Annotated in this window: 10 protein-coding genes; 5 read left to right on the top strand and 5 right to left on the bottom strand. The window is 71.2% G+C overall.

Annotated elements, in window-relative coordinates; all coding sequences use genetic code 11:
• Window positions 1-1,162: 1,162 nt before the first annotated feature.
• Complete coding sequence (locus ACIRD3_RS34290) at window positions 1,163-3,688, top strand: NACHT domain-containing protein (protein ID WP_402224392.1); 2,526 nt, start codon at window positions 1,163-1,165, stop codon at window positions 3,686-3,688.
• Between the two features lie 263 nt (window positions 3,689-3,951).
• On the opposite strand, the gene ACIRD3_RS34285 is transcribed toward ACIRD3_RS34290, so the two are convergent.
• Complete coding sequence (locus ACIRD3_RS34285; RefSeq protein WP_402224390.1) at window positions 3,952-4,539, bottom strand: DUF6939 family protein; 588 nt, start codon at window positions 4,537-4,539, stop codon at window positions 3,952-3,954.
• Window positions 4,540-5,191: 652 nt separating this feature from the next.
• Here ACIRD3_RS34285 and ACIRD3_RS34280 point away from each other — a divergent pair.
• Window positions 5,192-5,608, top strand: coding sequence for a hypothetical protein (locus ACIRD3_RS34280; RefSeq protein WP_402224387.1), 417 nt, complete (start codon window positions 5,192-5,194; stop codon window positions 5,606-5,608).
• A 330-nt stretch (window positions 5,609-5,938) separates the two neighbouring features.
• Here the strand turns inward: ACIRD3_RS34280 and ACIRD3_RS34275 are convergent, their stop codons facing one another.
• The 3 genes from ACIRD3_RS34275 to ACIRD3_RS34265 all read right to left on the bottom strand — a co-directional run bounded on the left by ACIRD3_RS34275 (window position 5,939) and on the right by ACIRD3_RS34265 (window position 10,320).
• The gene (locus tag ACIRD3_RS34275; protein ID WP_402224385.1) at window positions 5,939-6,562 is read right to left on the bottom strand and encodes a hypothetical protein; all 624 of its coding nucleotides are present in this window, start codon (window positions 6,560-6,562) and stop codon (window positions 5,939-5,941) included.
• A gap of 712 nt (window positions 6,563-7,274) precedes the next feature.
• On the bottom strand, window positions 7,275-8,783 hold the full coding sequence (locus tag ACIRD3_RS34270) for a hypothetical protein (protein ID WP_402224382.1): 1,509 nt from the start codon (window positions 8,781-8,783) through the stop codon (window positions 7,275-7,277).
• Window positions 8,784-8,850: 67 nt separating this feature from the next.
• Window positions 8,851-10,320, bottom strand: a complete 1,470-nt coding sequence (locus tag ACIRD3_RS34265; RefSeq protein WP_402224381.1) for a hypothetical protein — start codon at window positions 10,318-10,320, stop codon at window positions 8,851-8,853.
• Between the two features lie 264 nt (window positions 10,321-10,584).
• Here ACIRD3_RS34265 and ACIRD3_RS34260 point away from each other — a divergent pair, with 264 nt between their 5' ends.
• Window positions 10,585-10,983, top strand: coding sequence for a hypothetical protein (locus tag ACIRD3_RS34260; protein ID WP_402224379.1), 399 nt, complete (start codon window positions 10,585-10,587; stop codon window positions 10,981-10,983).
• 322 nt (window positions 10,984-11,305) lie between these two features.
• The gene (locus ACIRD3_RS34255; protein ID WP_402224428.1) at window positions 11,306-11,845 is read left to right on the top strand and encodes a hypothetical protein; all 540 of its coding nucleotides are present in this window, start codon (window positions 11,306-11,308) and stop codon (window positions 11,843-11,845) included.
• A gap of 64 nt (window positions 11,846-11,909) precedes the next feature.
• On the opposite strand, the gene ACIRD3_RS34250 is transcribed toward ACIRD3_RS34255, so the two are convergent.
• Window positions 11,910-12,332 (bottom strand): hypothetical protein, encoded by a 423-nt coding sequence (locus tag ACIRD3_RS34250; protein ID WP_402224377.1) that lies wholly within the window; start codon window positions 12,330-12,332, stop codon window positions 11,910-11,912.
• A 496-nt stretch (window positions 12,333-12,828) separates the two neighbouring features.
• Here ACIRD3_RS34250 and ACIRD3_RS34245 point away from each other — a divergent pair, with 496 nt between their 5' ends.
• Window positions 12,829-13,341 (top strand): DUF1877 domain-containing protein, encoded by a 513-nt coding sequence (locus ACIRD3_RS34245; RefSeq protein ID WP_402224374.1) that lies wholly within the window; start codon window positions 12,829-12,831, stop codon window positions 13,339-13,341.
• The last annotated feature ends 294 nt before the right edge of the window (window positions 13,342-13,635 follow it).

Raw genomic sequence — 13,635 nt, 5'->3', positions numbered from 1 at the left:
TCGCCGGGTCCTCCCCGCACCCGCGGGGGTCAGCCGTTGGCCCATGCCCCGATCGACGGGTAGTCGGAGTCCTCCCCGCACCCGCGGGGGTCAGCCGCCGGCACCCCGACCTGCGGCCGTTGCAGAAAGGTCCTCCCCGCACCCGCGGGGTCAGCCGAACTTCCCGGTGATCGTGGTGGAAGTGCGCGGGTCCTCCCCGCACCCGCGGGGGTCAGCCGCTCGGCGCCGAGCAGCGCGAGGAGGTGCGCGCGTCCTCCCCGCACCCGCGGGGGTCAGCCTTTGCTGGAGGTGACGCCGCCGGTGCCCATGGAGTCCTCCCCGCACCCGCGGGGGTCAGCCGGAACGTGCGGGGTGGCGGCCTGACCTGCTGCGGTCCTCCCCGCACCCGCGGGGGTCAGCCGGAAACGCCCCGCCCCGCTTCCGGACCCTCTCTGGCGTGTCCTCCCCACACCCGCGGGGGTCAGCCGGACCTGGCGCCGTGGTTCCCGGTCGGCGTGGAGTCCTCCCCGCACCCGCGGGGGTCAGCTGCGGACCCCATGCGGCCGGGAGCGGGCGAGAGGGTCCTCCCCGCACCTGCGGGGGTCAGCCGAACCTCAACGGCCTTAAGGCGGAGTTCAACCAGTCCTCCCCGCACCCGCGGGGGTCAGCCCGAAACCAGGGTTGACACGCTCCGTAGGCGAAGATCCTCCCCGCACCCGCGGGAGGTCAGCCGTCGGGCATCAGGTCTCCTCGATGCAGGTCGGGGTCCTCCCCGCACCCGCGGGGGTCAGCCGCGCAGGCCCACCAGCTCCGCCGGCACCGCGCCGTCCTCCCCGCACCCGTGGGGGTCAGCCACGCGGATCTCGGCGGCGGCCAGTGCCACGGCCGTCCTCCCCGCACCCGCAGGGTCAGCCGCACCGGGAGATCCGCGACCTCGCTAGGTCAGGATGCGCTCATTCGCATGATCGACTTCGTCGCAATGCGTGTCCTGACCGCAGCATGTCTAGAAGAGGTTTATGAATGTCTTTTATGTTAAGAGGCGTGAAACACAGACCGCCGATTAGCAGAACTCGCGTTCCGGTGAAGACCTCCTCCCCCGTCACACTCCGTCAGCCGCAGGTGCGCTCCAGCCAGCCCACCGGAAGCCCCTCCACATGCCCGCCCCGCCTGACAGCATGTCGAGATGACTGGTGAGGTACACAACAGCAACAACGGTTCGGTCCGGAACCTGATCCAGGCAGACAGCGTCGGCACCATCCACATCGGCTCCTCCTCCCTCCCACGCTCCACCGCCGCCGCGGCCGAGATCGATCTGTTGGACGGACTGGCCAGTGTGGTCCAGAACCAGTGGCGGGAGGAGGCCAACGTCCGTGGTCTGCGGGGGCAGGTGCAGGTTCCGCTGGCGCTTGCGTGGGAGCTGGAACAGGGGCACGAAGACCGGCCCGACGGGGTGCGGGCCGAGTCGGTCGGGCTCGACGCTCTGGTCACGCGTGCCAAGGCGCTCTCGCCCCATCAACTGGTGATCACCGGGCCGCCCGGGGCAGGTAAGTCCTCCATCGCCGTCCTGCTCGTCCTCGAACTGCTGGGGGAGGGTAAACGGGCCTCCGGGGAGAACGTCCCCGTCATCCTGTCACTGTCGGACTGGGACCCGGAGGTGCACTTCTGGGACTGGGTCATCAAGCGGGTGTGCGAGGACTACGAGGAGCACGTCGAAGGTCTCGACCCCGGCTCGGTGAGATCGCTGGTCCGCGGACGCCGGATCGTGCCGGTCCTGGACGGCTTCGACGAGCTACCGCCGCTCGCCCGTCAGGACGCGGCGAAAGCGCTGAGCCTGTTGTTCGACACCGGGGAGACTCTGGTCCTGACCTCCCGACCGGAGGCCTATCAGCGTGCCGTCACGAAGGTCCCCCTCCTGAGGCGTGTTCCGGTGCTGCGTGTCCTGCCGGTTCCGCCCGAGGCCGGGAGGAGCTATCTCGCCCGATCCTGCGATCAAGAACGCCTCGAGTCCTGGAAGCCGGTCTTCGAGGCGTTGGAGAACGATCCCGAGAGCCCGGTCGCCCAGGCCCTCTCCTCGCCCCTGATGCTGGCGCTCGCGGCGGCGGTCTGCACACCGAAGGAAGCCGACCCGCGTGAGCTGCTCGACACGGAGCGGCTTCCCACGCGGGTCGACGTCGAGGGACACCTGCTGGACGGATTGATCCCCGCCGTCTGCGCACTGGGACCACGGCCGTCCGACCTGCCCGGTCCAGTGGTGCGCCGCTGGAGACCCACCAGGGCACCCGGGTACTGCCGCTTCCTCGCGGCCGAGCTCCACCGCCGGCGCACCCACACCATCGCGTGGTGGCAGCTGCGGAGCCGGCTGACCGAACCGGGTGTTTGGGGCGCCGTCGTCATCGTCGCGGCGGCAGTCTCCGGCACATCGGCGAGCTACGTGTTCGCAGGGCTCGCCGCCTTCTTCGGAGCCTCTCCCCCACGGCCCGGACTCGGGATCTCGGGCGTGGGCCAAGCACTCGGTGCCGTCGCCTCGGTCGCCATCATCACCACGGCGTTTGGAAGAGTGCTGACGAGGCACCTGTTCGCTGGCTTCGACGACCGACCGCGGCAGCCGGCGCCCGGTACCAGCGGACCGGTGCTCCTGGCGACGGCCGCGCTGGCCACGGCGGCAGTCGGTGTGTCCCTGCCCGGCAGCACATCGGCGTACCTGTGCGTCTTCGCCCTCCCCCTGCTGTCCGGTGTGCTGCTGACCCGCTCTTCCGAATCCGATCTGGCGACCGGACCGACACAGCTGCTGCGCGGCGAACGCAGGATCGCCCGGGTCGAGGCCGTGGTGGTCGCTCCGGCCATTGCAGGGACGTCCATGGCGTTCTTCCACTGGCTCTACGGTGATCCGCTGCTCATCACCGGCGGGCTCGCCATCGCCTGGTCGTGCTCGGCCGCGGTGCTGGTGGCTCTCAGCCGATGGGGCCGCTGGTACGCCGCACGCCTCTTCCTGGCGGGACGACGACGTCTGCCACGGGATGTCCTGGGTTTCCTCGAGGAGGGGCGCCGGCTGGGCGTGCTCCGGCGGGTCGGCACGGTCTACCAGTTCCGGCACGCCGCGCTCAGGGACAGGCTTGCGGGTGCGGCACCAGGCGGGACGGCCGACAGCACCGAGGCTCCACGCGAGGTGGTTCTCAGGAGCAGCGTGAGCACCGTCAGGGCCCTGCGGGCGCTGGCATCCGACCTGTCGGCGGTGACCGCCGTCTTCCTTCTGGTGGTCTCCCCGATGGCCTCGGGGCCGGAGTTCCGTGCCGATCTGTACCAGAGCCAGCTCCTGCTGCTGCGCTGGTGGCCTCTGCTGCTGGCCGGAATCGGTGTCCTCGTCCTGGGCGGACTGGCTTTGCGGGTGGTTGCGACGCGGCTACGCGTCGACGGCGAGGGCGTGCAGCTCAACGGCGGCCGTCGACTGCGGCTGCGATGGGACCAGGTGACAGAGGTCCAGGTGCGCCGGATCCGGTTCAGCCGGAACGCGGAGGACGGCGCTCCCAGTGTGAACGTCTCCTACTGTCTGGTGATGAAGCCGGTGTCCGGGCTGGCCACCCCTCGGCACCTCACCGATGCGCGCGGCTGGGTCCGGGTCTGGGAGCTGGGTTCCACCGAGCTGATGCCGCCCGAGCTGGAACGCGCGCTGACCCACTTCGTCGGTGATCGTTGGCGCCGCGACGTCTGAGAGCTGAGCTGCCGGCCTCCGGGCCGGGGACGGGCCGACGCGTTCTCGCACCGGACGCGCGAGATTTTCCGCGGAAAATTCGAGACGGCGCTGGTTCGGGTGGCACGGCGCGAGGCCGCCGGTGGATGGACTCCGGTTCCGCGCCGCTACCGGGGACCTCAGGAATTTTCCGCAGAAAATCAGCGAGCAGGCCTCCCCCGGCCGCGGCTCGACATCTGCGGCGTCCCCTGCCAGTCAGCCGCCTCCCCGCGCCCCAGGGCCACTCATGGCATCAGCTCAGCAGTCCCACCGGACTCCCCGATCTCGTCCTCACTGGGCCAGCGTCCCTCCACGTGCCGCTGTATGAGCGCCGCGTGCGAGAGCGGGCTGGCGGGGTCGGCGACGTCCCCGTTGGTGGTGTAGTCGAGGAGCACGACGTCGTCCTTGGCCCGGATCAGCTCGACCAGGTCGGCGACGCGGTGCTCAAGGATCCACCGATAGGACGGCAAGTAGATCCGGCGCCGAGCCGTCTCGTAGGCCAGGAGCCGGTCGCCGTGCAGGCCGGCCCGGTGGCCCTGGACCGGTCCGTGTCGGCGCACCGTCCGCTTCAGCCCTCGCATCGTGGTGATCTCAAGCCTCGTGGGGTCCACGTCGGCGTCCTGGAAGACCTTGAGGGCTTGCCAGATCCCTTCGACGGACTGGCTGGTCACTCCCTCGCTGAAGGGGACCGGGATGCCTCCGTGCGGATAGAACGGGCTCAGCCGCACCCACGGGTCCGGTCCTTTGGAGGTCACGTCGATGATCTCGGCGCCGGGGAAGGCGTCGGTCAGTGACGCCGTCGAGCGGCGCCGGCTGGCGATATGGATCGGCATCTGTGGGCCCCCTGATCGATGACGGAAGGGATCGAGCATGCCCGAGGGCACTGACATCCGTCCCGTCACCTGAGAGTCGGCGTCGTTGGCCGGCCGCCGGGACATCGGCGGAACATCGGCCGACCCAGCTGCCCCCTGCGCGCCATGCCGCTCCCCCGCCGCCGCAGGATCGTCCGTCGTCCGGACTCGGAAATTTTCCGCAGAAAATTTCGTGCCGCCGGAAGCCACGCAACGAGCCGTCGGCGGCATCGTTGCCCCATCGATCTCACGGGAACACACCTGGGCAACCACCCGGGTGCGTGGAATTTTCTGCGGAAAATCGTCCGCGGTGCGCAACCTGCGCCCGCCGACCCGGACGTCAGACCACCGCTCACCGCCCGCGTAGGATCCCGCCCCGTGCCTACGGAAGTGCCAGTCAGCGCCTGAAGTCCACAGACGGAGGAGCACCCGGAGAGGTGGACGCGATCGACTGGCCGGTCCGCACGTCGGCATTCCGGATCCTTTCCGGACGCCATCGCCGCCGTACCGGTACCGAAGCCAGCGAGGAAGCAGGCGGAGGGAGTGGGCGGAAGGCGAGGCGTTGAGTACAGGACGCCGAGTTGAGTACGGGTACTCAGAAAGAGGCCGGACCACCCCGGCCACGATACGAACCATGGGAATCGGCTTTCGGCAGGGTGGTCGGGGACGCTGGACGGCGCTCGCGCTCGCGGGCTTCGTGGCGGTGGGTGCGACGGCGGTCGGCGGGGTGAGGGCCACCGGAGCCTGGGAGGGGGAGCCGTTCCCGGCGGCCGATCCGGCCGCCACCGCCGAGCATCTGAACGACCGGACGCTGGCCGTCTACGACGCGCTCGGCCTGCCCGACGGGCTGTCGCTCGATCTGCGAGACAGCCTCGGCGTCCAGGCCGACGTCTACGACTGCCACCGGCGGGGCCTCGCCCACTTCGTCGACAACCTGGAGGACACCCCTCCGCACGAGCCCCGCACGGCCGCGATCAGCGCGGGCTTCACGCTCACCGGGCTCACGCACCAACAGGCCGCCGAGGCGATGGACGGTCCCGTCGGGCCCTGACCGGGCAGGGCTGGACGGTCGGCTTCCGTGACCTCCATGGCGACATCCAACTGAAGCTGACTCCCCCGACCGTCGGTCCTGGCGGCGTCTCCGACACCGTCTTCGTCGACTACTACGGCCGGAGCGGCTTCTTCACCATCGAGGCGCACGCGGAGTGCGCTCACTACCTCGACGACACAGCTGTGGACTTCGAGGGCAAGCCGGAGCACCTGGCAGACCTCTCGGTGCCGCCGCGGGTCCGCCGGGACTGACCATGATCCCCGCCGAGAATTTTCTGCGGAAAATTCCGAGTCCGCCGGGATGGACTCGGGAGTAGCCCGTGCCCTCGTACTACCCCGCGAGCTCCGCCAGCCACGGATGTCCGGGGTGCACGCGCGTCAGCCAGTCACCGAGGAGGTTCCGCCGTTCCCGGCCCAGCAGGGGCAGCACACCGTCGAAGTCCGCCTGGTCCTTGGGCCGGGCCCGCCTCGCCTTGAACGGCAGCACCAGCTCCGGCGCCAGGTACGGGATCCCGTCGGCTGTCCGCTCGATGATCGTGTCGTACGGCAGCCGTAGCCTCTCGTCCCGTCGGCAGGTCCAGGTGCCGCCTTGGTGCGGCTCGCGGAAGACGTCGAAGAGGAACCGGCCGCTTGCCGGGTCGCGCGCCGAGGTCTGATGCGTGGCGGCCAGGCCTTCAGCTTCGGCCGCCGGCCAGACCACTGCCGAACCCAACGCGTCGAAGACGTACTCGAGAAAGCGTTCCCGGACCTCCGGGAACGCCGCCGCCGGAACGGCGATCTCGAAGTCGCCGTGCGGACGCGTCTGGTCCAGTGCCCAGCCCGCCGCGACGCATGACGTCACACCGACTCCGTCCAAGCGCTGCGCGACCTTCTCCGGCCGCCACGCCTCCGCCCAACGGGCATCCAGTTCGTCCGCGTCGAGCACAACGCCGCCGGGCCGGGGGGAGTCGCTCATCGTGACAACCTACTGCCGACACGGCTTGACGGCCCGGACTCCGATCAGCCGAGCCGACGGACCCTACGTCTTCGGGCTCCGATTTTCCGCGGAAAATTCGGTCGACTGTGGCCCCGTGCCGGGCGGAGCCCGACGGCCCCAATGGAATGCCGCACCGGCCCGGATCGCGGAGTCGTCCACGATCCGGGGTAGCGGGAATTTTCCGCGGAAAATCCGAAGAGCGCTGACGTGGGCCGGGCACGTCCGGCCGGACGTGACAATCCAGGTCGTGGAGATTCAGGTCGACAGGTCCGAGGGAAAGGCGAAGCCGGCTCCGACGACTGCGGGGTCGAGGGACAGGCTCACACGTATCCCGCCACGGTCCGCTCGAGGCCTGTACCTCCGGGCGCTGCGCCGGACCCAGTACCCGGGTTTCCGGCTCGACGGTTACCTCGGCGGACAATGCCGCAGCCACTCGCAGGGACCACCACTCGGCTCCCAGCGGGGCGGTGTCCCACCCGTTGGCGGTCGGGTCCTCGGGTGCCGACCCGTACGGCAACTTCACCGCGACGGTGATGCTCCGGTCGCCGATGACCTCAAGGCCGGCCCGCACCGCATGAGCCGGGAAGACGGACGACGGCGAATGAAGCACGTCTCTCCCGGCCATCGCTTCGCGGGACACGCCCCGACGGAGCCCGGGCGACTCGACGGCCGGCGGGGCATCGAACAGGTCCTACGTCATCCGCTCGGGAAGGCCGGCCTCGTCGAGGAGTTGGTGCAGGCGTCCGGCGGGCAGGCGGGGGTGGGCGGCGGCGCCCTCGGCGAGGGCGGGGTCGTCGAGGAGGCGGTCGACCAGGTCGAGGGGGAGCAGGGGGTTGGCGGCGGCCGTGCGGCGGACATGGTCGTCCGGGTCGGCGAGGAGGTGCAGGGGCGGCTCGGGGAGGGTGGGGTCGGCGGCGGCCAGGGCCCGGACCACGGGGGCCTCGTGGGCGAGCAGGTGGGCCAGGCCCGTGCGCGGCAGTCGGGGGTGCGTGAGCAGGTAGGTGCGCTGGCGGGGGAGGGCGAGGAAGGCTTCGAGGACGAGCGCGGGCGGTGCCAGGGGGTGGTTGCAGGCCAGCAGGTGGCGCACGTCCGGGTCCTGGTCCTGGGCGAGGCGGTGCACCCACTGCTCGGGCAGCCGGGCGCAGGTCGCGGCGACCCGGCGCAGTAGGGGGTGCGGGGAGGCGGCGCACTCCTCGTACCAGGCCGTCTCCGGCTCGTGGTACATCTCCGGGACCGGGCCGAGGCAGTCCGCGTCGTGGCCGATGAGCCGGCCGACGGCGTGGCACTGCGGCCAGGTGCGCGGCAGCGGGTGGAGCCGTGCCCGGGTGCGGACGGCGTCGTCCTGGTCCTCGGACAGGTCGGCCAGCAGGTCGGGGGTGAGGTCCGCGCGGGCGGCGACGCGTTCGCGCACCCTCGGGTCGGGGTCGCGGGCGAGGCGGGGGAGCACCTCGGCGGGGGTGTGGGGGTTGGCGGCGAGGGACCACAGGTCGCGGCGCTCGGCGAGGCAGCGGGCGGCGACGGCGGGGGAGATGGCGTAGTTGACGAGGACCAGGTGGCGGAAGTGGCAGTCCTCCTCCGGGAGGCGGGCCTCCATGACGGCCGGGTCGAGCACGAGGCTGCGCTCGCGTGCCTCGTCGGCGACGGCCGGGTCCGGGTCGGCGAGCAGGGCGGCGCGCTGCTCGGGCGTCAGCCAGATCCAGGGCGGGCCGGCCTGGCGCCGCAGTTCGGGGTCGGGGTGGGTGGCCATCCGGCGGCGGAAGGCCGGCGGGATCTGCCCGGAGCCGGCCAGCTCCGAGGCGACCTCGGCCGTCGTGAGCAACTGCCCGTCGGGGAAGTCCTCGTCCCGGGCCGTCAGCAGCGCTTCCAGCGCGGCGTCCGGCAGCGGGGCGACCGCCCCGGGCCACAGGGGCCTCGGTCCGCCCGCGAGGGCAGCGCGCACCATGGCCTGCGGGTCGCGCGCCAGCCGCCCGCGCTCCTCGGGCGCCGCGTACCGGTTGCGGGCGAAGTGCCGCCGCACCGCCCGGTCCGGATGCGCGAGCACCGCCTCGACCACCTCGGCCGGTAGTGCCCGCTGCCCGCACAGCACCGCCCACGCCGCCCGGCCCTGCGGTGCGAGCAGCCGCAGCAGGACCTCGGAGGGCGCAGCCGGGTTGGCGGCCACGCCGCGCAGCCGGGCCTCGGTGAGGGGAGTGGAGATCATCGGATCAGTCTGGCGGACGGCCGGCATCAGTACGTCCACGCGGTCACTACGTCCGTAGTGCCACCAGCTAAAGGCCCGCCTGGGTGAGCAGGTGCTCCATGCACTCAGTGGGCAGGAACGGCGAGGCGCCGGCGGCCTCCGCGACGCGCTCCGAGGAGTCGGCGATGAGGCGGTGCAGGGAGGAGAGCGGGAGGTTTCGGTGGGCCGCGACCGCGTGGCGGACGCGGTCGTCGGGGTCGGCGGCAAGCTTCTCGGCGACGTCCGGGGGCAGGTCCGGGTCGCGAGGCGCGAAGGAGCGGAGCCGGGGCTCAGGGTCGGTGGCGAAACGGCGCAGGGTTGCCGGCGGGAACGTCAGGACCTCCGCCTTGTCCCACCAGAACGTGACCCGCCGAGGGCGGTAGCGGCGCTCGATGCTCTCGGCGGTCTCGGGGTCGACCAGGTGCGGGGCGGTGTGGGCCATGGTGAGGCGGACGATCTCCTCCTCATCGTCGAGCAACCGGGCCACTGCGTCGAGGGGAAGGGTCCTGCCGGCGGCCGCCGAGACTCGGAAGCTGACATAGGGCGAGTCGATGTGCGGCAGCGGATCGGCCGTCACCCATGGCAGGCGCAGGATCCGCAGTTCCGTGGGTGCGAAGGCGTTCTGATGCCACTGAAGGACTGTCCCGTCTTCGGCGTCAGGGGCCGGATCGGGCATCGAACGCGAGATTTCGTGGACCGAGGCGTGGATCTGTGCGCGCAGGGGCTCCGGCGTGTCGGGTCGGGCGAAGACCTTCACCCGGACACTCAAGGCCGGATCGACGGCCAGGATCTCGCGGACCGACGGCGGCAAGCCGGGGTGCCGGGCGAGTTCGGCGCGTACGTCGCTGTCCGGGTCTGCGACGAGCCGCTGGAGCGTGTCTGTGTCGAGAACGGCGTGGACCACCGCCCCCGCCCGAGTCACAGGATCGGACAGCAGCGCCGGCAGCAGGTCCAAGGGCGATATCGGATGCGGCCGGTGCGCGAAGGAGGTGGAGCAGGCCGCGGCGCGGACCTCAGCTTCGGGATCGGTCAGCAGGCTCCTGCGGACGGCTTCCGGTGCCTGTGTCCAGTACTTCGCCAGCGCGGCTCGGACCTTGGGGTCGGAGTCGACGGCGAGGCGGGCCCGGAGGTCGGACGGCGTGTGATGGCTTTGGGCCAGGTACGCGCGGACCTGGGGCTCCGGATCGTCGAGGAGCTGCTCCAGCATCTCCCTCGGCGCGGTCGCGGCGCGCATAGCGAGCGCGGACCGCACCGCGCTGTCCCGGTGCGCGGCCAGACGGATGCGGAACCGGTCCGGCAGGCGGTCGTTGAGCGCCAGGCTGTGCAGGAGCCAGGGATCGTCGATCGCGATGATCTCGGCGATCATGTCGTCGGTCAGGTCCAGCCGGCTCGCCACTTTCCCGTAGCCCTGCCGCCATGCGAACAGTCGCCGGACCATGGAAGCCGGTAGGGCGGGGTTCAGTGCCAACCCGTCCATCACGGTGTCGAGGTGGACCGGAGTCAGGGCGTCGGCATTCATGCGGCCAGGATGCCAGGAGGGCTTCGAGCCGAAGACCCGGGCTGCGGGTCCGCACCGGTCAAGGCTCATTCAACGGGCGGGACGCACGGGCCCAGGGGAGAGGAGCCCGACTTCCTCTCGGGGGCCCACGGGTTCGTCCTGTGCCCCCGGTCCGTACCGGACTGCCACGGAAGGCGGACTGCGCGCGATTGATGCCATCGGCGCTGCCCGCCCTGGCCAGGACCTCGCCGAGCGGGTGTCAGCGCCGTGGTGAATCATCCGGCCATGCTGATTGCGACTAACGAGCGCGGCCACCTGGTGAAGCGCCCGTCCAACCCGGCCATCGGGACGATGCCGGCCAACCTGCGGCGGGGGAACGCCCACCTGATCCTCGAGCGGGTGGAGGAGGAGCGGCCCGGAGATCGGTACATCCAGGTCCGGCTCCGCGAGAACAACGTCTTCCAGCTCGAGTACAGGGACGCTGTGGCCGAGCTGCACTACCAGACGCTGACGATCTCCCAGGAGAAGGTCCTCGGAGCGCTGCTCGGCCGGGCCGGCGCGAAGCCGGGCTGGCGGGACGGCTTCATGTGGAACAACATCGGTGAGCAGTTCGGCCCCCGGCACTGCGAATCCCGGGAGCCGTCCGGCGGCACGAAGCCGTCGACCGGCCCGGAACCGGTCTGACCGGGGCGGTCGCGGTTCGATGGCACGAACCGCGAAGTGGTCCGACGCCAGTGGCACTCGGTCAGGGACCGCTCCCACCCCGGACGGCCGTCCGGGGCCACCGAATTTTCCGCGGAAAATCGTCCGGCTGGAGACCGTCCACGATCCGCGAGGCGGGGGAGTGGGCCCCAGGGACAGCAACACTGGGAGTCCGACGCCGTGTGCTGGGCGGGTCGCACTGTCGCTCGGTCGCCGACGGCTACGGGCCGGAAAACCGCTGGGTCCGCCGCTGAGCAGCCGGTACGGTACGGGGACGATCTTCGGGGGTGACCTGGTGCGGCCGATGCTGCTGGTGGACGTGGACGGACCGCTGAACCCGAACGCGACGAAGCCGTACCGCCGTCCCGAGGGCTACGAGACGCACCGGCTGATGACACCGCGGTGGGAGGCGGCCGAACGCCGCAGGCTCCGGGAGTGGGGCCTGCCCCACAAGGCGCCGAAGCCGCTGCGGGTCTGGCTCAACCCGGCCCATGGACCGGCTCTCGCCGCCCTTCCTTTCGACCTGGTGTGGGCGACGACGTGGGAGGAGGAGGCCAACACCTTCCTCTCGCCCGTCCTCGGACTGCCGACGCTGCCGGTCATCACATGGCCCGATCCGCGTCCGCAGCCCGGCGGCGGTGTGTTCTGGAAGACCCCGGCGATCGTGGAGTGGGCGCAGGGCCGTCCGTTCGCCTGGGTCGACGACCTGATCACGGACGCGGACCGCGACTGGGTCCGGGCCCACCACGCCGGTCCGGCGCTCCTCCACCGCGTCGATCCGAAGACCGGGCTGACGGCGGAGGACTTCGCGCTCCTGTCGGACTGGGCACGTCTGGTGGTCTGACGGGCCGATCCGGTCAACGTTTCTGCCCCCGGGTCCACTCGCCGCCCGGAGGCAAGCCCCCGGGTCAGGCGAACCGCAGCTCGCCTGCCATCACGGCCACCAGCCACTGGGCGAGGCCGATCCCCAACGGTCGGCAGTCCCCGTCCGAGGCGGACCACATCGCACCGTCCGGGTCGCGGAAGTCGATCAGCGACCACATCGCGCAGCCCCAGTCGTAAAGAGGCACCACAGCGCCGGTGGGGTCGGGTCCGTGCTCGTAGGACTCCGCGATGTGCTCGTCCCGCTGCCCCACGTCGACCGGCAGCACGCCGTCCAGGGGGCCGAAGCCGCCGTTGGACACCTCGGTGTACAGACGCCGCAGGAGCGGTGGGAAGGCGAATCCGATGACGCGTTCCGCCTCGGCCACGGCCTCGTGCGGGGCGGGTGGGGGAGCGTGGCGGTCCCGGGCGATCCTCCGGCAGGCTTCGACGATCTCGTCATCGGTCACTGGGGGATCGTAGTGCGCGGCTCGGACAGTCGAGCCGTCGATCAGCCAGGAGCTCGCTCTGCTCTGTCAGTCCCCGCGTGCCGCTGACCGTTCCATCGCCCACTTGGTGACATCCGCGAGAGGCGACGCTGAGCCCGAAGTAGGTGGCCAGCAGGCCGCTGACGAGGGCGCCGGAGGGCCCAGAGGCCGTAGTTGCGAGTGCAGTAGGCGTCGACCACGCGGCTGCACATGCCGTCCGGTATTACCGCGGTGTCAGGAGGTTGAGGTGGACGTCGAACAGCATCACTCCGGCTCCGGAGAGGACGGGGCAAAGCCAGGGCTCCCCCAGACAGGTCCACGTCGGACCGTTCGCGGTCTCGGCGATGGCAATGGAGGCCGGGCAGAGGGGCGATTGTCGCGATGCTGCGTCCCACGACCTGAGAACTCCCATGACAGGACGGGTAGCCCTCCCGATGACGGCGGCAAATCCGGTGGACAGCGCCGGGATACTGCCGTCATGGCCGTCACCCAGCAACTTGCGCGAGTCTCGACGGAGTACCTCGCCGCCTGCCGTCAGTCAGCCGAAGAGTCACCCGACGGCGATCATCACTGGGATCCGCCGTCCGCGGACTGCCTGGATCTGGACTGGGCACCGGCCATGCTGGAGCGTGCCTGCGAACTGACCCGACTCGACGCTGTGCACCTGGAGGCACTCAAGCGCGCGACAGAGGGCGGCAGCGACATCGATCTGGACTTCCTCGACACGAACCCGCATGCCATCGCTTCTTTCAGCAACTCCGCTCCGACGGCGCTCTGCCCGGACGCGGTTGCCCGAGTGTCGGTACTGCTCGGGGGAATCGATATGCGGGCGATCCTCCAGTCGGTCCTGGACAGCGGCATGGAGTCCGAGCTCGGCTACGGGTTCATCGGCGATCCAACGGAGTACCTGCTGGGCCACTTCGGTGCGCTGCGTGAGTTCTACGCGGAGGCGGCCAGGAGGAGTCTTCTCGTCGTGCTGTGGTGGGACTGACACACGCGGGCAGCAGTCGTGATCGGCATGAACCAAGCCGGCGGCGTCTCTGGATCCGACAGCCATGGAGGTGAAGCGGGCACGAGTGGTCCCGCCCCAGGTGACCCATCGGATAGCCCCCACCGCCGTTGTGCAGCATGACCGCTTGGCACCGGCGTGGGGGGGGGGGGGGGGGGGGGGGGGCGGCGGCGGGGGGGGGGGGGGGGGGGGGGGGCCCCCCCCCCCCCGCCCGCCCCGCCGCCCCCCCCGGCGGGGGGGGGGCGGGGGGGGGGGCGCGGCCGCCGCCGGGCGCCC

The sequence above is a fragment of the Kitasatospora sp. NPDC093550 genome (genome assembly GCF_044764985.1).
In the GTDB taxonomy this organism is placed as follows: domain Bacteria; phylum Actinomycetota; class Actinomycetes; order Streptomycetales; family Streptomycetaceae; genus Kitasatospora.
Note: the sequence above shows the minus strand (reverse complement) of the source record. Positions and strands in the feature narration are given on the sequence as shown.